This window comes from Psychroserpens sp. S379A, assembly GCF_049800755.1.
Lineage (GTDB): Bacteria > Bacteroidota > Bacteroidia > Flavobacteriales > Flavobacteriaceae > Psychroserpens.
In genome coordinates this window covers 813,323-836,974 of record NZ_JBNAFQ010000002.1, presented here as the reverse complement: position 1 = coordinate 836,974, position 23,652 = coordinate 813,323, and the positions used below count along the sequence as shown (strand labels likewise).

17 protein-coding genes are annotated in these 23,652 nt (G+C 32.9%); 6 read left to right on the top strand and 11 right to left on the bottom strand.

Annotated elements, in window-relative coordinates:
- Position 1 precedes the first annotated feature (1 nt).
- Together ACP15M_RS08530 and ACP15M_RS08525 are read left to right on the top strand one after the other, a co-directional pair.
- Entirely contained in the window at positions 2 to 2,152 is a 2,151-nt protein-coding gene (locus ACP15M_RS08530) for a M56 family metallopeptidase (protein WP_425076772.1), read from the top strand.
- 166 nt (positions 2,153 to 2,318) lie between these two features.
- Positions 2,319 to 3,419, top strand: coding sequence for a DUF4407 domain-containing protein (locus ACP15M_RS08525; protein WP_425076771.1), 1,101 nt, complete (start codon positions 2,319 to 2,321; stop codon positions 3,417 to 3,419).
- Between the two features lie 4 nt (positions 3,420 to 3,423).
- On the opposite strand, the gene ACP15M_RS08520 is transcribed toward ACP15M_RS08525, so the two are convergent.
- The 7 genes from ACP15M_RS08520 to ACP15M_RS08490 all read right to left on the bottom strand — a co-directional run bounded on the left by ACP15M_RS08520 (position 3,424) and on the right by ACP15M_RS08490 (position 9,222).
- On the bottom strand, positions 3,424 to 3,714 hold the full coding sequence (locus ACP15M_RS08520; protein ID WP_425076770.1) for an STAS domain-containing protein: 291 nt from the start codon (positions 3,712 to 3,714) through the stop codon (positions 3,424 to 3,426).
- A 186-nt stretch (positions 3,715 to 3,900) separates the two neighbouring features.
- Positions 3,901 to 5,634, bottom strand: a complete 1,734-nt coding sequence (locus tag ACP15M_RS08515) for a DUF885 domain-containing protein (RefSeq protein WP_425076769.1) — start codon at positions 5,632 to 5,634, stop codon at positions 3,901 to 3,903.
- Between the two features lie 4 nt (positions 5,635 to 5,638).
- Positions 5,639 to 5,905: a DUF1272 domain-containing protein gene (locus tag ACP15M_RS08510; RefSeq protein WP_425076768.1), complete on the bottom strand. Its 267-nt coding sequence runs from the start codon at positions 5,903 to 5,905 to the stop codon at positions 5,639 to 5,641.
- A gap of 2 nt (positions 5,906 to 5,907) precedes the next feature.
- Positions 5,908 to 6,486: a PhnA domain-containing protein gene (locus tag ACP15M_RS08505; protein ID WP_425076767.1), complete on the bottom strand. Its 579-nt coding sequence runs from the start codon at positions 6,484 to 6,486 to the stop codon at positions 5,908 to 5,910.
- Between the two features lie 83 nt (positions 6,487 to 6,569).
- Complete coding sequence (locus tag ACP15M_RS08500) at positions 6,570 to 7,550, bottom strand: type I phosphomannose isomerase catalytic subunit (RefSeq protein WP_425076766.1); 981 nt, start codon at positions 7,548 to 7,550, stop codon at positions 6,570 to 6,572.
- Positions 7,551 to 7,572: 22 nt separating this feature from the next.
- Complete coding sequence (locus tag ACP15M_RS08495; protein WP_425076765.1) at positions 7,573 to 8,022, bottom strand: glycosyltransferase; 450 nt, start codon at positions 8,020 to 8,022, stop codon at positions 7,573 to 7,575.
- A 6-nt stretch (positions 8,023 to 8,028) separates the two neighbouring features.
- Positions 8,029 to 9,222, bottom strand: coding sequence for a response regulator (locus ACP15M_RS08490; protein WP_425076764.1), 1,194 nt, complete (start codon positions 9,220 to 9,222; stop codon positions 8,029 to 8,031).
- A gap of 175 nt (positions 9,223 to 9,397) precedes the next feature.
- On the opposite strand from ACP15M_RS08490, the gene ACP15M_RS08485 reads away from it, so the two are divergent.
- The 3 genes from ACP15M_RS08485 to ACP15M_RS08475 are packed head-to-tail and all read left to right on the top strand — an operon-like array spanning position 9,398 to position 15,215.
- Entirely contained in the window at positions 9,398 to 12,487 is a 3,090-nt protein-coding gene (locus ACP15M_RS08485) for a hypothetical protein (protein ID WP_425076763.1), read from the top strand.
- A complete protein-coding gene (locus tag ACP15M_RS08480) occupies positions 12,487 to 13,704 on the top strand; it encodes a hypothetical protein (protein WP_425076762.1) in 1,218 nt (405 codons plus the stop codon). Before ACP15M_RS08485 ends, ACP15M_RS08480 begins: the two co-directional genes overlap by 1 nt.
- 17 nt (positions 13,705 to 13,721) lie before the next feature.
- Positions 13,722 to 15,215: a DUF4434 domain-containing protein gene (locus ACP15M_RS08475; RefSeq protein WP_425076761.1), complete on the top strand. Its 1,494-nt coding sequence runs from the start codon at positions 13,722 to 13,724 to the stop codon at positions 15,213 to 15,215.
- On the opposite strand, the gene ACP15M_RS08470 is transcribed toward ACP15M_RS08475, so the two are convergent.
- The 3 genes from ACP15M_RS08470 to ACP15M_RS08460 all read right to left on the bottom strand — a co-directional run bounded on the left by ACP15M_RS08470 (position 15,205) and on the right by ACP15M_RS08460 (position 18,078).
- Complete coding sequence (locus ACP15M_RS08470) at positions 15,205 to 16,425, bottom strand: glycosyltransferase (protein WP_425076760.1); 1,221 nt, start codon at positions 16,423 to 16,425, stop codon at positions 15,205 to 15,207. The genes ACP15M_RS08475 and ACP15M_RS08470 overlap by 11 nt on opposite strands.
- 107 nt (positions 16,426 to 16,532) lie before the next feature.
- Positions 16,533 to 17,789: an oligosaccharide flippase family protein gene (locus ACP15M_RS08465; protein ID WP_425076759.1), complete on the bottom strand. Its 1,257-nt coding sequence runs from the start codon at positions 17,787 to 17,789 to the stop codon at positions 16,533 to 16,535.
- 10 nt (positions 17,790 to 17,799) lie between these two features.
- Positions 17,800 to 18,078 carry an STAS domain-containing protein gene (locus ACP15M_RS08460; protein WP_425076758.1) on the bottom strand — a complete coding sequence of 93 codons (279 nt, stop codon included), beginning with the start codon at positions 18,076 to 18,078 and terminating at the stop codon, positions 17,800 to 17,802.
- Positions 18,079 to 18,232: 154 nt separating this feature from the next.
- Between ACP15M_RS08460 and ACP15M_RS08455 the strand changes: the two genes are divergently transcribed.
- Positions 18,233 to 20,296, top strand: a complete 2,064-nt coding sequence (locus ACP15M_RS08455) for a tetratricopeptide repeat protein (RefSeq protein ID WP_425076757.1) — start codon at positions 18,233 to 18,235, stop codon at positions 20,294 to 20,296.
- Positions 20,297 to 20,985: 689 nt separating this feature from the next.
- On the opposite strand, the gene ACP15M_RS08450 is transcribed toward ACP15M_RS08455, so the two are convergent.
- Positions 20,986 to 23,583 (bottom strand): DUF6923 family protein, encoded by a 2,598-nt coding sequence (locus tag ACP15M_RS08450; RefSeq protein WP_425076756.1) that lies wholly within the window; start codon positions 23,581 to 23,583, stop codon positions 20,986 to 20,988.
- Positions 23,584 to 23,652 lie beyond the last annotated feature (69 nt).

The window sequence follows — 23,652 nt, the reverse complement described above, 5'->3', positions numbered from 1 at the left end:
TATGTTAATTTATATATTAAAATCTAGCGTTTGTCTTGCCATTTTTATGTTGTTCTATAAATTGGTTTTAGAAAGAACAAGCATTCATAAGCTTAAACGTTTTTACTTATTAGCCACATTTGGTCTTGCATTCATAATCCCTTTAATCACATTTACAGAATATATTGAGCCAACATTTACGGAGCATCAAACAATACCTACGACAAATCATATCATTACCAATGATGTAGTTTCTATTGAGGAAAAAGCTAACTATTTCCCTTTAGTTTTTGCAATTATATATAGTTTAGGTACTTTCTTCTTTTTTGTGAAGTTTAGCTTAAATCTTAAACGAATTTTTTCTAGAATACATCAAAATCCTATACAAAAAAATGGTAGATTCATTAATGTTTTAATCGAGAATCTATCGGTTCCACATACATTTTTACACTATCTATTTTTTAATAAATCAAAGTTTGAAAATAATGAGATTCCTAAAGAAGTTATTCTTCATGAACAAACGCATGCTAAGCAAAAGCACAGTTTAGATATTATTTTTATTGAATTACTACAAATCTTATTTTGGTTTAACCCTTTAATTTATTTGATAAAAAAAGACATCAAGCTTAATCACGAATTTCTAGCAGATTCTGAAGTTTTAAAACAAGGCATTCTAGCTTCAAAGTACCAAAACACAATACTAGCTTTCTCATCAAAAGCTAACAACAATCAATTGGCAAATGCCATCAATTATTCATCCATCAAAAAACGTTTTACAGTTATGAAAACACAAACATCAAAAACATCTATTTGGTTAAAAAGTTTGCTTTTATTTCCATTAATTGCCTTTACGTTGTATAGCTTTAGCGAAAAAATACAGGTAGAAAAAGAAGTCAATAAATCTACATTACAAGGTGAAGCATCTCAGCAAAATTCATCTTTAAATGACAATAGCAAAAGTCGCACATCCATACAAAATGCTGAAATTGATTTGTATTTAAATGAAAAAGGAGATTTACTCTATGATGATAAAATCATTACGATTCAAGACCTCTCATCGTTGTATCCTATAGAAAATGACATGAATGTCTCTATCACAACATCACTCAATACCGAAAAAACACTTATAACTTCAATAAGTAAGCGTATTCAAGGGTTCTTACGAGAACAAGGTTTAAAGACATTTTCAGTTTGTGTCATTTCTAAAAAAAATAAAACACAAGAAGGTGCAACACAAGAACAAGTCACTGAATATAATATTTGGGCAAAAAAAATCAATATGGCAATGAAAAAAGCTAAAGCTACAAATGACTTTAGTACTTATCCGATTATCAAAAAGAAAGATATTGACCATTTTGAACATATCTATCACAATTTAATGTCTGTGATACAACGGAACAATGCCGAGCCATGGCCTAATTTCCCACCTCCTCCTCCACCTCCTCCAATACCAAAAAATGCCACGTCTGAACAACGTAAAAAAATGCAAGCTGTAATTGATGATTATGAAAAACAGCATAATCAGAAAATTCATACTGTAAAAAAAGACAATCTTGTAAAAACAGGTTTTATAAAAATTAATGGAATACCTCATTATTTTGTAAAAACGAATAATGAAATAAAGTATTACAATAGAAAAGGTTATGAAGTTTCAAAGACCGGAAAAGTATTAAGCAATTCACAAGTAAATGCATCTGATGTTATACCAGGACAGTACATTACTAAAGTCTATTCAGATGGTAAAGTTGTCGCACAATTTAAAAATAACAAACCAAATTTAAATGGTCAAGTGAATATACCTGCACCTTCAAAGGCACCAAAACCGGTTAAAATTGAAGTAAAACAAAAAAAGACAAAATCCCCTAAAACAACTAAAAACAAAACTCTTAAAGAAGTCTCTAAAGTTAAATCGAAAGAAAATCAATTAACTAAATCGAAAGAAATTAAAACCAAATTAGATGAGTCTAAGTCTAAACTAGGTTTTATCACAGAAATGACTAAAGACATGTCTTTAAGGTTTTGTTATAACGGAAAAACCATTACGCGAAACAGAGCCATTCGCATTGCTAAAAACAATCCAAAGATTCATATTAGATTAGGTATAGAACATAATACTAAACAAAACATTATATACTTGTCTAAAAGGAAACCTCTTATTGGTTATAAAGGCTAGGCAAATAGGCATTCCCTTAACAATAGAATTTACCGAAGACTCGTGATACTAAGTTAAGTATCACGAGTCTTTTTCATTAAATAATGTAACAAAACTAGTTTTCTAACGTTCTAATAGACAACCTGTGCTAAACACAGTCGAAGTATCAATCAAAATCAAATCAATCATGTTAAAAAAATTCTTCATCATCTGTTCGGGTTCAGACACAGATATTCTAGCCAACTGTTCTATTCGCGAACAAAACAAATTTGCTGGTATTGGAGCAACTGTATTTTTCACTGCTGTAATGGCATTTATCGCTTGCAGCTATGCGCTTTATACAGTTTTTGACAACCTGTTTGCTGCTGTCGCTTTCGGTTTTGTTTGGGGATTACTCATTTTTAATTTAGACCGATTTATTGTATCTACAATTAAAAAACGTGATAGTATTATTGACGAAATTATTCAAGCCTCTCCTCGATTACTACTTGCAGTAATTATTGCTGTAGTCATTTCTAAACCTTTAGAATTAAAGATTTTTGAAAAGGAAATCAATCAAGTCCTACTTGAGCAAAAGAACGATCTTACCTTAGCAAACAAAACGCAAATTGCACAACAGTTTACTCCAAATGTAGAAGCCTTAGAAAATGACATTATACGTTTACAATCTCAAATTGACACTAAAGCAACTGAAGTAAATGCACTTTATGACACTTACATTTCTGAAGCTGAAGGTACTGCTGGAACAAAGCTTTTAGGTAAAGGTCCTGTTTACAAAGAAAAAAGAGAAAAGCATGATGCTGCTTTAACCGAATTACAACAACTTAAAACAGATAATAAAGCTAAAATTGCATCGATTGAAAATCAGATTGCTCAATTAAAAAGCGATTATGATGCTCAAGTTGACACTTCTCAACCAATTATAGATGGATTTGATGGGTTAATGGCTCGTGTTAATGCTTTAGGTGAATTACCTTGGCTGCCTTCATTATTCATTTTATTGTTGTTTTTAGCTATTGAAACGTCTCCAATATTTGCGAAACTCTTATCGCCTAAAGGTGAATACGATTACAAATTAGAAGATGCAGAAACTGCTGTAAAAACTTGGGTTGAACAAAAAGTAAACGAACGCAAAATATTGTTAAAGACAGACCAAATACTTAACAACAAAATCTATAGTGATATTGCTGAAGAAAATGAACTTTATACTTATAAGCGTAAAAAAGCAAGAGAGCTAATGCAACTTCAAGCTGATGCCTTTTTTAAGCATCAAAAAAATGCATTGTAATAGCTTAAGCTGCTGTAGATTGCTGCTCTTTAGTTTTGAAATGGTTAAACAATTCTTGACATCCTAAACCAATAATTGATAAACGTTTTTGTTTTATTATAGATTCGTTATGTAGTTGAGCAATTGCAGTAACACCATACCTATCAATACTTTTTAAATCTTCAATACTAATTGTAATAGCATTAGATTTTTCAAAAATGTTTCTGAATTGTGTTTTAAACACATGAATATTATGTCTATCTAAAGATCCTTTTACTTTAAAAAAGTTGTTTGAGTGTGTAATTTCTAATTCCATAATAACAGCATAATTAAGGTTAATCTCAGTTAATTTTGGCGCTATAAATCAATGATTTATAAGCTAAATATCTAAAATTATATAATGACTATGCTATTTTTTCGACCAAATGTATCATTGGTTAGATTTCTATTATGAATGACATTTTTTATCCGATAAAATACACACTAACAAGAACTTAAAACATCATTCTTCTTTTGTTTTAGTAATGTAATTATCAATTCTATTTTCAAGAATAGAAAGTGTTACAGTGCCTTGATTTAAAATCACATCATGAAATGCTCTAATGTCAAACTTTGAACCTAAAGTCGTTTCAGCTCTTTTCCGAAGTTCTCTAATTTTTAATTCTCCTATTTTATACGATAATGCTTGTCCAGGCCAAGAAATATAACGATCGGTTTCGGTATTTATCTCATGAAGCGATAACGCTGTATTAGAAGTCATATAATCTACAACTTGCTCACGTGTCCAGCCTTTAGCATGGATTCCAGTATCTACAACCAATCGACATGCTCGCCACATTTCGTAAGTTAATTTTCCAAACTGCTCATAAGGTGTGGTATACATTCCCATTTCTTCGGCAAGAAACTCACTATACAAACCCCAACCTTCACCATAAGCCGATAAATACAGATTTTTTCTAAAATTCGGAATACTATCTCCAAGCTCGTTATTTAAACTCCCTTGCAAATGATGACCAGGAACTGCCTCATGAACTGTTAACGCTGGCATTGTATATAATGTTCTACTAGGCAAATCATAAGTATTTACCCAATAATAACCAGGATCTGTACTTTCCTTTGTTGTGCCAATATAACGACCTGTTGTGTACTTTGGAGCAATAGCATCTGGAACTGGAGCAACACCATAAGGCTTTCTTGGTAAGGTTTTAAAGAATCTTGGCAGTTGAGCATCTGCGCGTTTTGCCATATCACGAGCAATCATTAATAACTCTTCAGGAGTTTCGGCATAAAACTGTTTATCTGTTCTTAGAAAATGAAAAAAATCTTCAAAGCTTCCTTTAAAATTTAAATCCTTAATTATGGTTTTCATTTCTGCCTTAATTCTTGCCACTTCACTTAAACCAATTTGATGAATATCGTCGGCTGTATATTGCGTACTTGTGGTGTAAAAATTAATTCTATTTTGATAGTACGCAGCTCCATTTGGTGTTTCAGACACGCCTAAAGTGGTTCTTGTCTTCGGAAAATATTCGGTTTCAAAGAATGTTTTAATGCGTTTAAATTGTGGTATAACATTAGTTTCAATAGCTATTTTTGCAGCAGTTAAAACGGAATCTTTTTGAGTTTCACTTAAATCACTTGGAAGATTTTTAAATGGCGAGTAGTAATAACTGTCTTCAACATTTTCGACAATATGTGTATCGTAAGTTGATTCGTAACCCTTAAAAATAATTTTGGGTTGAGAAACTCCTTTGTCAAGTCCTGCTCTTAAATGCACCAAATTTTGATTGACAAATTCTGGTATGGCATTTAGTTTTTTTAAATATTCTCGTGTTTGCCAATAATTAGTTAATGGTCTAACCTCATAAGTTAAATTGGTATGAAATCCAGTATCAGATAACAATGGATTTAAGTAGCCTTCAAATTCATAAAAATCGATTTGATCTTGTAGTACAAATTTTAAAAGTGTAAATGAAATGTGTTCGGTTTCTGTTAAAGTTTCAGTATTAATAGTTGAAAGTTCTTCTAAAGTACTTTGAGCAAATTCGGCTTCAGATTTGTAATAGGTTTCCGAGTAATCGCCTAAAGGATAGTCGTTTTTATCATAACCTTCATGCTCTTGATAATTTGTAATGATGGTTTGTAATGCTTCAGAAGCAGAAATCTCTTTCACTTCCTCTTGACAAGAGAAAAATCCGAATATCACAACAACTACTAGATATTTAAAGTATGACATGAACTTAATTTTTATTTAAACGTTCTTGATGTTTTTTAAGGTCAACAGGTTTATGAATTATAGTGTTTGAAACAGGATATTTTTTCAACAACTGCTTGGGTCTAATTGGTCGTTTTTCAAAACCACCTCCACAATTTGGGCAAACTTGATTTAGAAGATTATCAACACAATCTTTACAAAACGTACATTCAAAAGTGCAGATCATGGCATCTTCAGCATCAAATGGTAAGGCTTTGTTACAATGCTCACACGTTGGTCGTATCTGTAACATTGTTATAGTTTCTTTACGTACTTAGTAATGATTACAATTTGTTGTGCACCTACTTTACCTTCAATGTATTCAGCATTATCACGATCTAATCTAATATTTCTAACAGCTGTACCTTGTTTAGCAACCATACTAGAGCCTTTTACTTTTAAATCTTTCACCAACACCACAGCATCTCCAGATTGTAAAATCACACCATTTACATCGCGATGAATAATTTTATTCGCTTCATCTTCATGCTCACCAGTGGCTCTAGCTAAAGCTAAAGCATCATCATCTAAATACATCATGTCTAATAAATCTTTTGGCCAACCTTCGTTTCTAAGACGTTGTAGCATTCGCCAAGCCATAATTTGAACAGCCACATGTTCACTCCACATACTATCATTTAAACATCTCCAATGATTAGGATTCATATCTACATTGCCTTCAATTTGATCTTTGCAAGTTTTGCATACTAATACATCGTTAGCAACATTTTCGTTTAAAGAAGGTGGAATAGTATATTGAGATAAATCGTTAGTTGCTCCGCATAATTCACAGCTATTATTGCTTCGTTCTATTAAGGTTTGTAAAACACTCATAAAGTTGTAATTTATAATAGCACAAATATAGGAATTGCGTTGTATACTTATAGCATAAAACCTTAGAGGTTACTACTATATTTTTAGTTATGATCCAGATATACTTCTAAAACTTTAGACCCTCCTCCTTTAAGTATAACCTCCTTGGCTTGAGCAGGAATTAAAGCCGTTTCACCTATTTTTAATACTTCCGAAACTTGGTCTCCAACCTGAATCTCAACAGCACCTTCAACACACATATAAATCACAAAAGAATCAAGTGCACAATAATTCATTGTTTTTACTTCTGAAACAGCTACAATATTGGTTACAAAAAACTCTGAAGCAACAAGGTTAGCTTTATCATTCGCCTCAAGATTAAAACTTGAGTTGATTAGATTTTCTGACGGCTTTATAGCCTTCACTGCCAAATCAGTATGCAACTCTCTGGTATTTCCATTTGCATCAATTCTATCCCAATCATAAACTCTGTATGTCACATCAGAAGTTTGCTGAATCTCTGCAGCTAAAACTCCAGCTCCTATGGCATGCACTTTACCTGCAGGAATGAAATAACTTTCACCTTTAGCAACAGGTCTTTTATTAAAAACAGAAGCAACATTATCTGCATTAACATGGTGTAAAACATCTGGTTGAAGCTGATACGTTTCATTCATACCTAGTACAATCTCAGAATCTTTATCAGCATCCATAATGTACCACATCTCAGTTTTGCCAAACGAATCATGATAGTGTTTCGCCATTTTATCATCTGGATGTACTTGAACCGATAAATTAGTTTGCGCATCTAAGTATTTAATCAATAAAGGAAACTCATTCCCAAATCGTTTATAAGTATGCATGCCAACAAAATCGTGTTTATAATGCTCAAGCAACTCTTGTAAAGATTTTCCTTTGTACACACCGTTACTCACAGAGGACACATTCCCTTTCACACCCGAAATTTCCCAACTCTCACCTATATGATTAGACTTGGTTACTTTTCCTAGTTTGTGTTTTAACTTTTGACCTCCCCAGACTTTTTCTTTTAATATAGGGTTAAACTTTAGTGGATAAATATTCATTTGTTTTAAGTTTTTAGTGATATTAAACAGCTTCTAGTCGATGCAACTCGTCAATTATTGAAAACAACTGATTTCGAATGTTTGTATTATTTGGTTTTAATAACGGTAGTCTAGACTTGAATAATTGCTCTCGATAAGAAATTACATCTTCAAATAAATGTGCAAGTCCAAAATCGACTGGAATTAGATTGGTATTGATATACCCAAGAGTTTTTAATTTTCTTGCACTCAATAGATATCTTGCTCCTGCACGAATTGCCGATAAGTCTGATTTAAATTTTTTAATGTTTACAACCGAAACATTAGGACAATGGTCTCTAATATCTTTTACGATATCGTAGGTGTTGTCTTTACTTTCATTGTTTACCAAGCAAATGGGTATAGTATCCAATTGTTGAATCTGTTCAATTAGTACTTTAGGTTCCAATTCGTTTTCGTAATTATGAAATAAAATAATGACTCCTGTTTTCATGCAATTTTAGTAGGTTTTAACAAGACTAGCCACAGGCTCTACCATGTCATTATTTATTGTCTTTTTGTTTCGATACACCCAAGCAATTTCCCCAAGTTGCATAATAATCTTTATAGAATCCTTCATAGACAGTTTAGAACCATCGGCATGAATCCAACGTTTTAAAGGTTGCTCGCAAAGCATGGCTTTAGCTTGTTTTAAGCCGTACTTTTTTGTCACGCGTTTAAAGATTTCTACATCAAAAATCCATTGGGTAACAAATGCTTCATTAAAAGCCACAGGAATGATGTCTTTATGAAAAATCTTAGCACCACACTGCGTGTCTTTGAAATCCATTGATAAAATCTTACGGATGATAAAATTGATGCTTAAGCTTATGAGCTTTCTAGCAGACTCTTTAGTGATATTGGCTCCCATTCGAGAAATTCTTGAACCACTTACGATCTTAAATTCCGAATTTTCAATTGTTGTTACTAAATCATCAAAATCAGCTAAATCTGTTGAAAGATCAGCATCTAAAAATCCAATATAGTCGAGATCTTGTTTTTTGGCCATGTGTAGCATACCACGTCTTACAGCTTCAGCTTTACCTCCATTTTTCTCACAGTTATACACTGTAATGTAATCTGTTCTTCCTTTCTGAAGTTCATACAAGACATTTAAAGTATTGTCTTTGCTTCCATCATTTACAAAACACAAATGATACCCTGAATGTTTTTCAACAAAATCCAAAAATGCTTTACTTTTTAAACGTTCTTCTTCATTATAACAAGGGATTACTACTCCAACACAACGTTGTTGAATCATAACATCTGTAGCCTGAACCTCATTAGCCTGAGCAGGAGAACCAATAAGTTTTTTAACACGTGTACATATTTCATTTAAACTTAATGGTTTTTTCATGTATTCGTCTACACCTAGCTCAAAACCTTTAGAAATAGTAACATCTTGAGTGTTTCCTGATAAAACCATTACTGGAATATGTTTAGTTTCAATAGCTCTTATATGCTTCACAATATCCAATCCAGAAATCACTGGCATATTAATATCTACGATGACCAAATCAGGATTAAAATTTGAAACAAGCTCCATTCCTCTGGCTGCATCAGTTTCAATTCTAACTTCATATCCTAATTCTGTTAATCGTTTTTTTAGTGGTAATAAAACTAACTGCTGGTCGTCTATTGCTAAGATTTTCATGACTTAAATTTTTAATTTTGATACCTCAAAAGTAGTGGGCTTAACCTTCAAAAAATCCAATTTTAGTTGACTTCTCCATTCGTGTAGACGAATGGTTGTTTGCTGTAGACGAATGATAATTGCCTGACTTTTGATATTCTATATCTTTACAACATCTAATAATAACCGATTATAAATGAAAGAAACCACGAACAAATATTTAATAGCAGCCTTACTTTTAGGGTTGGCATTTCATGGTAGTTCTATCTTCTTTACACTTGAAACCACTTATGATGCCTTAATACATTTGTTTTTTGCAGAGCACTATGCTTCTAGTTGGTTTGAACCTTGGAGCTTTAAATGGTATACTGGATTTACAGTAATGAGCTATCCTCCTTTAGTGCACCAATCTATTGCATTACTGTCATTGGTTGGTGGATTAAAATTTGGATTATTCACAGTTGCCTTAATTGCTATTGTATTATTTATAACAGGTGTTTATCGCTTTTCATTATTAATTAGTGGCAATCGAAATGTCGCTGGATATGCAGCAATATTATGTGTATTTTCTTCATCTTTTGTAGAAACCTTACATATTTTTGGTCAACTACCTAGCATTGTAGGTATTTCTGTATTAATGCATGCCTTACCTGAAATATACCTTTGGTTACGAACTGGAAAACTTTGGTACTTATGTACTTCGTTATCACTTGTTGCTGTAACTGTAACCTCACATCATGTTACACCAATATTTGGAATGGTGTTTTTTATCTTTCCGTTAATTGGTATGGCAATAATGGATCATGCTAAAGCAGCGACAAACAGTTACAAAGCCATAACTTTTAAACTGTTTTTTGCGAGTTTCCTAAATCTATTTAAACGTATTGTTGTTTTTGGTGTTCTAGCCTTAATCATCATTATTACTTGTATTCTTCCGTATTGGATTAATTCAAAAAATAATCCGATAACACAAGTACCTATTCCTCATGGCTCTCGCGATAGTTTTATTGACGTTACCTCATCCGGATTGGTATTCTTTTTAGTCCCTTGGGGAATTTTACTATTTATACTTCCGTATATTTTTTACAGATACTACAGTAAACGTTACTTGTTTTTTGGTCTATCGATCTCAGCTTTGAGTATTTTAGGTACAGGTGGCACAACAGTCATTCCTAAAATGGTATTAGGTGAAACAGCTTTTAATATTTTAACTCTAGATCGGTTTACACTTTGGGCATCAATTATGTCGCTTCCTATTTTTGGAGAGTTTGTGTATCGCTTTGTTGAAAAAGACATAAAACTCAAAATTCAAACCTCTTTTGGTGCAATTTACCATAGACTACTTGGAGGTTTCTTAGCAGCACTTTTCGTGTTTATGGCAATTTTTACCATAAGCCTTGGTTATTTTAGGCCATCGCAGCCAGATCAAATCAAAATGCTACCCATTGTAAACTTTTTAAATCAAGACGATCACGACAAATGGCGTTTTTTAACCTTAGGCTTTGGCGATCAAATGGCTTGGTTAAGTGCGCAAACAAATGCTATGAGTGTAGATGGAAATTATCATTCTGCGCGTCGTTTACCTGAACTTACTACAAGACCAATTGAACGATTAGAAAACTCAAAATTTAAAGGTGTTGCTGGTATTGGATCACTACAACAATTTTTAACCACACCAGAGAAGTATAACTTAAAATACATTTTTTCTAACGATAAATTCTATGATCCAATATTGTATTTCTGTGGATGGCAACGTTTAAGACAACTTGAAAATGGTATTATGGTTTGGGAACGATTAAATGTTCCTCCAATTCCTTCTATCCTACCCAAAAACAATGTTGATACTTGGCAAAAAGTACTTTGGGGAACTATACCAATTCTTACTCTATTGATTGCCTTTATTCTGAATATACAAATGATTTTAGTACATGCGCTCAAAACTAAAAAACAATCACAAAAAGTATTTTTGAATTACAAATCTGAATACTCCAAAATCTCAGGAAAGCTCATCAATTTCAATCAACTTTGGGGTGTTACTTTAGTGATTATTATTAGTGTCTCTATCTATAATTTATACTTAAAAAAACTTAGTCAAAGTCAGCCAGAAGATGTCGTTTTAGCATATTATGATGCCTTAGATTTTAAGAAATTTGAAACTGCATTCGAATTGATTAATCCAAAAACAAAGTTAACCTTAGAAGACTACATGCTTCAAGTTTCAGTAACTGATGGTTTACTGAGCAGCTATGCAAAACTTGATGCGATTAGCACACAAATTCTTAAACAATCTACCGAGGAAACCACAATTGAAGTTAAAACAAAATGGATTACACCATTAGAAAAGATTCATAAAAAAGAATTAAAATCATTATCAAAAGTTAATGGACATTGGTATTTAAACCCTGAAGACATCAATAATGACCTTCCTCCAGATCAACTTTACACTCAAAACACCACGCGTTTTTTCAATCAAGGTCGAAGACGAATTACCACAGAGCAAACCTATCACGAAGACATTCTTAAACAACCTGTTTTAGAAGTACTTCATGCCAAACTTGTTAAACATAAGAATCAATATGCTATTATTGGTGAAGTACAGAACATTGACAACGTTCCCGCTGATGTGGTTTTAAAAGGCACGCTTTACAATGACGACAACAAAGAATTGGCAACCTACAACGCAAAATATCACATGAAACACAAATTAATGCCTAAAGAAGTTACAGCGTTTCGTATTAATTTTGAAGGCATAGCATGGACTAAAATACAAGATTCTATTCCTAAAAGTTTTAATCCCGATGAGTTTACGCCTATAGAACTTAACGAGCAACCAACTAAGTTTAATCTGCAAGCTGCTGGAAATGTTTCTGGATCTGGATTATATAAAAACGTTTCAATAAGTCAGCTTCAACTGCATGCCACAGGTCTTTCTGGAGAATTATTCAATTCGGGAACTGAAGAAGTTACCATTCCGCAGCTTTTATTCTCCTATTACGATGAAAACAAATCATTGGTCTGGGTAGATCATCTTTTTTTAAAGGAAGGTATTCGTCAACAACGAAAACAAAATTTTGATTATATTCTTTTAAAATCTAATACCGTTGAAGTCATAAATGACGACCTAGCTAACGTGTTTGTAAATGGGCTACCGAATGATGCTATTTCAAACAAAATTATTCCGAAACGAAAAGAAAACCATAGCACATCAGAATTACAAGTGCTGTCAAATTCGGAGTTTAGTTATATTAAAATAGAGTCAAATGCCTATATTGGAAATCCGAACTAATGAAGTTATACCTAAACTACATACTTGTCCTTTTTACGTGCTTGTTCTTTCAAACTAATGAAAAAACGTCTAGTCCAAATAATATCCAAATAGCATTGCTAACCAGCAATAAAGTGTATACTGCGGGAGATCATATAACGTTAGAATTCGCTTCAGCATCTATTTCTAAACCCTTATTGTTTTGTTCTGGAAGTTATGGTAGCACCATCCTAGAACCCGAACTTAATAATAAAATCTTAAAATACACACTCCCAGATGTGCTTTCTAAGAAAGCAGGTAATATCAATTGGATATTAACATTAGAAGACTTCAGTTTAAAAGGAAACTTGAAGATTAACCCCATTAAGAAAGCCGCAAAAATTGAAAATTATTTGGGACCACCAAGCGTTGTAGCAGGTGGAACAGATTTTTCGATGTTAGTCTCAATTCCAACAGACCTATATGACAATCCCTTAGACGAACAAACGCCAGTTACTACCAAACAACAATTTCTAGAAACAATCCAAACTGATAGTCTTTTGGTTAGACACCAAATTGCATATCAAAATATCTATTCGCTACCTAAAAGCGGAAAAATCTTAGTGGCTTCAGAATGTTTTGGACTGAACTCTAAGGAATATACCATTGTTGTACAACCAGCAATTCCAACAAATTTTCGCCTTAAAGCTCAGCGTATTCATCACTATGCAGATGGCAATCAAATAACAACCTTTACTACCTCTATTATTACAGACAAACACGATAATGTGGTAAGTGATGGAACCTTTGTTCAGTTTTATATTAAAACCGGACAGACGCAAATTTTACAAACATCTGGACTTACGATTAATGGTGTTGCTCAGGCACAAATGATTCATCCCGAATTTGAATCAAATTGGAAAGTCAAAGCCTATGTGGAGGGAATTTCAGAAAGCAATAGTATACAGTTAACCTTTAAACAAGCTGTAGAAGATTTTGATGTGACGTTTTCAGAAACCTCAAGACTAGTAACTGTTGGACCTCTTAAAAGTTTTATGAATCAAATGATTCCTGATGGCATGAAGGTACAGCTAAAGGTGTTTGACCAAACCGACAAACTTTTTAAAAGCTTTAAAACCACAGTTGATGGTATAGTAACGTTTAATCTTAAGGATGCTGAGATTCCTAAAGGTCAGTACAATTTTGAAATCGAATCTGCCGGAATTATAAAATCCTTTAAAGATGTTTCTGTATGGTAAATCTTAATAAAAATATTTTGCGTAGTATCTTAATCACCTCTTATATCCTTATTATTGGCTTCATTGTTTATGGCATTAGCGCAATTTTTGGCTACCTCAATACAGGAGCAGATCGCAGCAGTATGCTACACACAGAAATCAACAAAACAGTACACTATACTCCAAATCTTATTTGGAATGTGAACTCAAATGAAGGAAGACCAATTGATGCAACCAATCTTGAAGCTATAGAAAATGATTATCTTGACGCTTGGTATGTTGTACATGTAGCCAATAAGACCAACACTACTGAAGGTCTTGAGGATTATTACACTGAAAGTGCACGAAAGCCTATTACTGAACTCATTAAATTTAATCTTTCTCAACATATTCATATTGAGTCTACAACGCTTGAGCATCATCCTAAACTGGAATTCTTTAGTGAAGACGGACAACTCGCAGTACTCACAGATCATAACGTTGTCGAATACCAGCGAATTTTTAAGGAAAATCAACTTATAAATGAAGTGAGAGAGTTATCTACTTATAAAATTATTTTATTACTTGAAGATGGGTTTTGGCGTATTAGGCATAAAACGAAAATTGAAAGTAAAATGTTAGATTACTCTACGCATTCTGTAACCTTACCAAAAGACAGACTTGTTGGTATTAATTACTACCCAAAAGATTCACCTTGGGACATGTTTGGCGATAAATTTTCTGAAGTTATACTCTCCAAAGATTTTGAATTATTGCACAATGCAGGTATCAACACCCTTCGTATTTTCGTTCAATATGACGATTTTGGTGGTGCTCATGTCTCTAGTGACAAAATAGACAAATTAAAGAAAACCCTTGATATTGCTGAACAGTTTGATTTGAAGGTAATGGTTACGCTTTTCGATTTTTACGGCAATTATGAAGTTTTAGATTGGACCTTAAATATGAAACATGCCGAACAGATTGTTAAGGCTTTAAAAGCGCACAACGCACTATTAGGTTGGGATATTAAAAATGAGCCTAATCTCGATTTTAAAAATAGAGGACGCTCCAACGTATTGTCATGGCTTGAAAACATGATAAATCATGTAAAATTCTTAGACCCAAAACATCCTGTGACTATTGGCTGGTCTAATATAGAAAGTGCAAAACTTCTTAAAAACAAAGTTGACTTAGTCACTTTTCATTACTATGATGCATTATCTGACTTAGAAATGAAGCTAAATTCTTTAAAAGATGAAGTGCAAGACAAACCGATTCTTTTAGGTGAATTTGGGATGTCATCTTATAGTGGGTTTTGGAAACCTTTTGGAAATTCTGATGACGAGCAAGCCAATTATCATAAAACTGCTCAAGAATTAATTAAAGTTCACAATTTACATGCAATGTCTTGGACGCTCTACGATTTTGACTCTATACCTAAAGAAGTGGTTGGATCGCTTCCTTGGAGAAAAAGCATTCAAAAACACTTTGGGTTTATTGATAATGAAGGAAATCCTAAACTCGCATTTCCATATATTGCTACTGAATAGAATTGAATATAAAATCTGTTACTTTATTCGACTTGGAAGCTTCAATAGCTTGAAATGTGTCAATATAGCGTTGCGTAATTTTATCCATTGGAAAGGCATTAGCAGCCTCAAAATTTGCAACACCTAATTGTTTCATGTAAGCTGTATTCGTCACAATTGCTTCAATTGCATCTGCAAGACTTTCAACAGATTGCGGTTCAAAAAACTCACCTTGATAACCTTCATCTTTAACCAGTAATGCTAAATCCCCTAAGTTAGGCATCACCACTGCTTTACCATAACTACCTGCTTGGTGTAACACACCCGAACTTCCTGTGGTTGATGTATAAGGAAATACGACAACTGCACTTTCTTTAAACAGTTTTGGCACATCACTCTCTTCAACATAACCTGTAAATCTCAATTGATCAATATGCTTGTAAGTGGTTTTAACTTGGTCTAAATAACCTGGCACATTAGGATTATCGGTTCCTGCAACCACAACCTCCAAATCTAATCCTGTTCGTTGCCTTACTAACTGAACCGCTTCAATCATGTGCTCTACCTTTTTGTAAGTTCCAAACTTTCCAAAAGTCATGATTTGCATTGGACCATCAGGAAGCTCATAATTTGGTTGCTCTGTAGCTGTTTCAAAAGTTCCATGTGGAATAAGCATCACATTTTTAGTTTTATACTTTCGTTCTAACACATCTACATATTTTTGCATTGTAACAGCTACAACATCTGCTTGAAGAATAAGCCTAGTTATACTTGAACCTATAAATCCGTAAATTTTGCGCATAAACTTGTTTGACGTAAAACCTGCAGAATTCAAATCGACTTCCTCCAAAATATTATGCAATAACACAATATTAGTAATACCTTTTAACTTGCATACAAGTGGCAACATTAAGCCTAGTGCTGCAGCCACTTTTTTGTCGCCAAACTTCATAAATTGAAGATTGAATAGAACCGCATCAGGTTGTGTTGAATTGATTGCCTTAGTAACAGAAAAAAGATTTTCGTAACTATTAAACGACCAACACTCTCTTACTGTTATTTTACATCCTTGTCCTTCAAATGAAAGTTCTTTATCTGCTTCCGTTTTATCTGTAAGTAATATGATTTCGGAAACTTCATTCTTTTGTCTAAAATGTTTTACCAAATGAAAAGCATATTCATTTAAAGTGACTTTACTTGGCGGATAAGAGGTTACGATTGCTAGTTTCATTTTTTATAAATTTTCGTTTAATTTCAATACAAAATTGCAGCTTATTAGTATGATTTTTGGACTATTATAGTTAAGATGCAATTTGGTGTAGATGAATGGTTATTTTGTTACGATATTGTTTTTTGTATTACTTTTTCCGAAGCGATAAAATAGCACAACTGAACACAGAGTAATATGCTCATAGCGACAATCTGCATCTCAACTACCTGTTCTAAGTTAGCATGAAACCAAACGACTAAAGCGATTTGAAGCATTCCGAAAAATCCAGAAAGAATTACCGGAACATAACGATCTAAAGACAAATAGTAATAAGCAAACAAATTTGAAATAGCAAATACACCTGTAGCCAAAGCGTATTTCCACAATAATGGAGACATTGCCAAATACTGATCGCCAAAAAGAAGTTGAATCGCTAATTCTGGAATAAAAGCGCACACCAAAACGATACTCACGGCAATCACCGAAATATAGAAGACATATTTAAACAGAATTGTAGTCGTTTTTTTGCCTTCTTTACGCAATTGGATTACGGTAGGAAGTAGTATCATTACAAACATCCAAGCAATGAAATACACAATACGTCCTATCAATGCTAATGAAGCATATAAACCAGCTTCATAAGATTCAAAATAGTGCTTAACAAGTAGAATATCACTATTGTTTATGGTTATTTGTGTCAATTCATAAAATGCGGTAATTATAAAGAATTTTTTAAGCATTTTTGATTGCTGTTTAGGCAGAACAAACTTTTCTTTTAATCGTCGAAAATTTAAACGGAAAGGGAAAAGTCCGAAAACAAAAGAGCAAAGTATTCCAACAGCTATTAAGATGGAAGACTGAGCATTAAAAAGATTGATTAATGCTAAAGTAATAAGCAGACGACTTATCATTTCAAGCTGATAGGTAAATGATAGAGGTCTAAAGGCCTTTAAGCCTTGAAACACGCCACGATTTACACTCATAATGAAATACAAAGGCACACCAAAACCAAACATCATAAACATGTTGGCATTTGCCGAGTGAAACAAATTTTGAAGTGTATTAGCATTTAAAATGATTAATAATCCAAGACCAACGCCAAACCATAAAGCATGTTTTAACATTTTTACGTTAAACCCTTTGGCCATTGCTCCTTCAAATTCTGCCGAAAATTTTGCGGTCACCAATTGAAAAGTCATAGCCACAAACGACAGCACCAAAAGAAATGTGATGAGTATGGCTGCATCTGCAAATTGTTCAGGTCCTAATAACCTTCCTAAAATGAGATTGTATAAGTAGTTTCCACCATTTACCAACAGCACACTTAACATGAACCATTGTTCTGGAGCGATTGTATATTGTTTAATTCGGGTAATTGCTTGCATGATGGTAGTATTAAGCAGCTAACGTTGTTTTAAACTCTTCGTAGATATCTTTGCAACCATCTCCAACAATAGAAAAACAATTATGATTCATTTGTCCCTTATACAGCAATTGCTTTAAAACCTCAACTCCAGATTTATCAATAAAGTTGAGTTCATCAATATTAATGATTAGATTTTTGGTTGTTTGAAGAATTAAATCAAAATGCTGTTTAAAAAGTTTAGTTGTAGTCGTATTTAATGTTCCATGTAATTCAAAAACGCCTTGATTTTCTATAATTTTAAGTGCCATAATTGTAAAATTTTAATTGTTTTTTTGTTTAAATCTGACGCTAATATCATTACAAAATCCGTGTATACCCTTTTGATTTCGACGGATGGTAGATTGCTGTAGATGAATGAAGCGTTATTCGTCCGTAACTTGCATTTACAGAAACAAACCTATTATGAAGACTATAAAAACAGTATCTATTTACCTAATTCTAGTGTTAACTTATTCCGTTTATGCACAAGACATGAATGAAGGTTTTCAGTATTTAGAAAATGGCAATTACCAAAAAGCGACTGTGTTTTTTAAGAACATATTACAAGAACATCCTGAAAACAAGACTGCTCAAATTTGTTATGGTAGAGCTATAGGCTTAAATGATAAGCCTGCTGAGGCTTTAGAGTTGTTTTCTGAATTATTAAATACGTATCCTAATGATTTTGAAGTAAAATTAAATTATGCTGAAGCCTTGCTTTGGAATTCAAAATTTAAGGACGCAAAAACCTTCTACCATAGTTTGGTAAGCGAAAATGCCAACAATTTCTCAGCCTTATTAGGTTACGCCAATACGCTTTCAAATTTAAAAGAATATGAACAGGCTTTAGTTTATGTAGATCGTGCCTTAGTGGTTTCTCCTAATAATCCAGGTGCAATGGTTTCAAAAAAATACATTTATTTAGGACATGCATATCAGGAACAGCAATTACAGAACTATAAAATTTCAGAAGTTTTACTACAAACCAACCTAGAATTATTTCCTAAGGATAAAACCATTTTGCTCAACCTTGCCAACCTTTATTTTATTTGGGATAAGATTGATAAGGCCGAAGTTGTACTTCATGTTTTGGGAGAAAATCCAGATCATACCTTAGAATCTTTAAATGGTTTGGCTTTAGCTTCGCATTTAAAAGGTAATGATAAAGAAGCCTTACAATTAAGCACAGAGTCTTTTAAAACTTTATCTAATCAAACAGAAACACAACTCCGAAACCATACTACAGAACGTCATATTCAAGCTTTGATTTGGAATGGTAAATATAAAAACGCTGAAATATTAATTAATGATCTTCTTGAAACTCACCAAAACGAGAACTGGGTTTTGGCCTTACGAGCTACTTTACATGTGTATAAAAGTCAGTTTAAAAAGAGTCTTTTAGATTACAATACTATTCTAGAAAATGACAGCACATCTTTTGATGGAAACCTTGGAAAAGCTAATAACTTAAAAGCCTTAGGACGTTTTAATGAAGCTTATGAAGCAGCCGAAAAAACACTTCAAATCTACAATAATCAAAAAGATGCCTTAGCCTTTATAAATCAGCTCAATGCAACTTTTACACCTTCGATTGAAACAAGAGCTGCATACACCTTCGACAATGGAGACAATAGTGCTTACTATGTTAATACAACGATTAACGTCCCGTTTTCAACCAACTTACAGGTATTTGGAAATTACAATTTCAGAAGTACAGAAAATTCGGTTACAAATAATAGCGCAAGCTCCAATGATTTTTCTTTAGGTGTGTCCTATCAATTGATTCCACAAATTATTTTTAAAGGTTCTGCTGGACTTACCGATGCGCAAACACAAGAAAATAATTATACGCAATTCTTAACCAAATTATCGTTGCAGTTTAAACCATTTCGTTTACAATCTACAGAATTAGGTTACCATCGCGAAATCCAAACTTTTAATGCCGATTTATTGGAGCGTGAAATTTTACAGAATCATTTTTATTTGAATCATAACCTAAGTACAAATTTTAATTTAGGATGGTTTACACAGTTGATGTACACGACGCAAAATGATGGAAACCAACGCACATTATTGTTTACCTCATTATACTACAATCTTCTTAAAAAACCTGCGCTTAAAGTAGGGTTTAATTATCAGCACATCGGGTTTAAAGATCAATTACCTGCGATTTATTTTAGTCCGAAACACTTCAATGCAGGAGAAATCTTTGTTAATCTTATCAAAGATGAAAACACAAGTAAACCAAAATCTTGGTTTTATGAGCTAACTGCTGCTACAGGAAAACAATTTATTAATAGCTATACTGGGCAAACCACATACAGATTTCAAGGTAAATTAGGTTATAAACTATCACAGCGAAGCCTAATTAATGTATACGGACTTCATAGCAATATTGCTTCTGCCACAGCAGCTGGATTTACTTTTACTGAAGTTGGAATTCGATTTAAATGGCTGGTATTTGAAAAGCCATTATTTAAAAACTAAGCCTTTTTATTTGCTTATGAATGTTCGACCTTGGCACTTTTAATACTGAAATGGTATATGCTTTTTAGTAATCTTTCAATCCATAATACGAATGACTTTTCGTTATGATTTTGAAGTGAGAAACCAGTTTTTACAAACAATTCAACCCTTATTATATCTTTTAATAAGGGCTTTAAGTTAACAGATTACAAGTAAGTTGTAAGCTTTTTAAATTTTATTTGCTGCAGGTCAATAGTTCTATCCTTTAAGGTAAGACAACTTTACAAGCAATACTACTTTCAATTAGTATTTATTTGGTACATACACTGTTGAATTTGTAAAACACAAAAGGATTATTTAAACATTCTTCTAAAATTTTCACAACAAAAACACAATGTTTGAATGTCCATTCATTCTCCTAATAATAATTAATTATTTTAAGAACAAACTTACTGATGTTGTTCACGATTTTAATTTTACAATGCGTCTTTTATGCAGTAAAGCGAAATTAAAAAAGAAGAATAGTATATATCAAGAAAAGAAATATCTCTACCTCCTCTATTTAAGATAATCTTTATATATACTAAATAAGTCTATTAATTTTCGATAAAAAAAGGCAAAAGTTTTCACTTTTGCCTTTACTTAAAACCTCTCTTTTATGAGTTTTACCTACAAGAGACGAATTAAGTCATTAATCAGCTATATAGGGATTATCTAGCTAATATCTTTAGGGATTTATAAAGGTTATGCTGACTTACAATTTGCAACACGTAGATTCCTGAACTTAAATTGAGCTCTAATGGTAATTTATTTGAGCCTGCATTAATATAAGCACTCGATTGATATACTGGACTTCCTAATTGATTGTAAACCACAAGTTGAACTGTTTCATTATATTTTGCAGTTACATGTAGATGTGTTTGACTTGTTATTGGATTTGGAATGGCTACTAGAGATAATCTTGAAGCATCTTCTTCTTCAATTGATAAAACTTCATCTTCTGAAAATCTCAATTGTTTTATTTCTAGGCTTTTTGTCTCCACCATACCAGAATCTGAAACGAGTGTAAACACGATTGTTACAATATCATCAAGTGGAGCTGTATATCCAGAAAGATTTTGAAAACTTGAAATAGGAATAACAACATCTTCTAACGTATTGCTTAAATTAACATAAGCCTTCATTTGATTTTCCCAGTTGGTAACACTCTCTTTCACTAAAGTTATCTCTAAGGTTCCTGTACCTTCTGTTTGAAATTTCAAACTATTGAAACTACTCAAATTAACAGCCTTAAATCTTGGTGTTAATGCTCTGTAAGCCGCTAAATATGTACTTGTGGTTCCAGTGAGACTTAAATTTCTTTCAATTGGAAATTCGCTCAAGTCAAATTCTGAAGTGTTTTCAGTAATACTATAAGTCGTTACCATAGAGTTTTGCTGAGAATCGTCAATTCCCCAAGGTCCATCAGACATAAACAAATCATCTGGAGTGGCTATTCCGTCACCTATTCTAAATCCAATATCAAATAAATTACCTGTATCTACTTGAAGGTTGGTAATGTATTGTCCGTTCAAATCTATACTAGAGCTTGTGTTACTAAAGGCACTCGTTTCAGTAGCCCTAAATCCTGCATCAAAGGTGACACTTTCAGTAGCATTTGTATTTACAATCTGTAAGTCTAAAGCGCCATTGGTATACTTTCCTTTTCTCACGAAGACTGTAGGAGGCGTAGAATTGTTGTAAGAAACAATTGGTTTTTCAACATCAAGCAATTGCAATACTTCTTGACCAAGCTGAAATAAATCATCTACAGAATTGGTCCAAATTTGAAAGTTATAATAAGTTGCATTTGGCTCATACTGATCTAAATTCCAATGGCTATCAATTGCAAAATGTTCATCATTGTTTTCTGGTTTTGCTGAAAAACTTAATACATACTCAAAACTTCCGTCTACATTTTTAATAATCGCTTTAATAAACTGTTGGTCATTAATTGCAATCGTTGAAACCGAAATCAATTCTGCACCAAGTAAACGATCACAGATATACTTAGTATGTTCGTACACGCCATTTTCGGTTTTTAGTGCTAAGATTGAAGCCACTGGTGTACCTTCCTTAAGATAGTCTACTGCATAAATTTCAGACGCATTGGTGATGTTAATTAAATCTTCTGGAGTTGATTCGATCACCTCATCTTCATTTAAAACATCAAGAGGAATAAAATCTTCTAAACCAAAAGTATTACTTGCATTTCGAAACAAATAACTATCGGTTCTTTGAATACGTCTCGCCATTTGCATATCAAACTTATAACCAGACTTTACCCGATTAAAATTACGTTTATTGATTTGTTCAGAAAGTCGGTTATTACTTTCTAATCCACCAGCATTTCCACCAGAAGTTGGTGCTTCAATAACAGCACATTCGCCAAAACCTGAACATGAAGGATCTTCACAATCAATCAAACCATCTCCATCATCATCAATGCCATTGTCACAAATTTCTTGAGGCACAGGAGCTGTTGGACAACGTGCACCATCGTTACTCGCGCTTGAAGGTCCGAAAGCAAACAAATTAGAATCTATTGAAGTACTTTCAGTCAAATTCTGAACATTTTGAATTACATAAATAGTTCCTGTTTGATTAGCTGAAACATAAAATCTACCATCTGCATCAAAGTAAACTGCGCCATAGGTATAATTTAAACCTGAAAGAATTGGCACTTCACCAATGGCTTGTACCATTCCATTTGACGGATTGATACGATATAAAATATTGGAGTTTTTTTCAACAGTATATAATTGACTATCGACAGCATTAAAAGCCCAATCGTGAATGTTTATGTTTTGCGATAAGGTTTCGGTAGCTTCATGCAACGTGTAATTGGCTGAATCTGGATTTAGATCAATTTTATAATATGTAGTTCCACCACCTTTTAAGAAGTAAATTCCATTATCATTAATATCACCAACATAACGATTATTTGATGGCAATTCATCTACATAAAATGTGGTAGTGGTAAAGTTTTTACCAATTCTAACAATCGACTTTGCAGGTGATGATAGAGAACCCCAAATAAAACCATCTGCTGGATTATAAGCTGCTGCGTTAATATTACCAGGTGTTATATCTTGAGCCACTTGATAAGAATTCCCAGAAGCCAAATCGATGGCATATACATCGTTGTATTGAAACAAATAAGCATTGTAGTCGCAGTTAAAAGGAATATCTTGTGCCTGAGCGATTACTGTTGTGAGAACTGCTACTATTAAAAGTAGTTTCATTTTAATATTACCGAGTAGATTCATCTTTTTTTAATTTAAATTCAATGACAAATCTATAGCTAACTAAGCCGAAAACCTGGAATATTCGTTAGG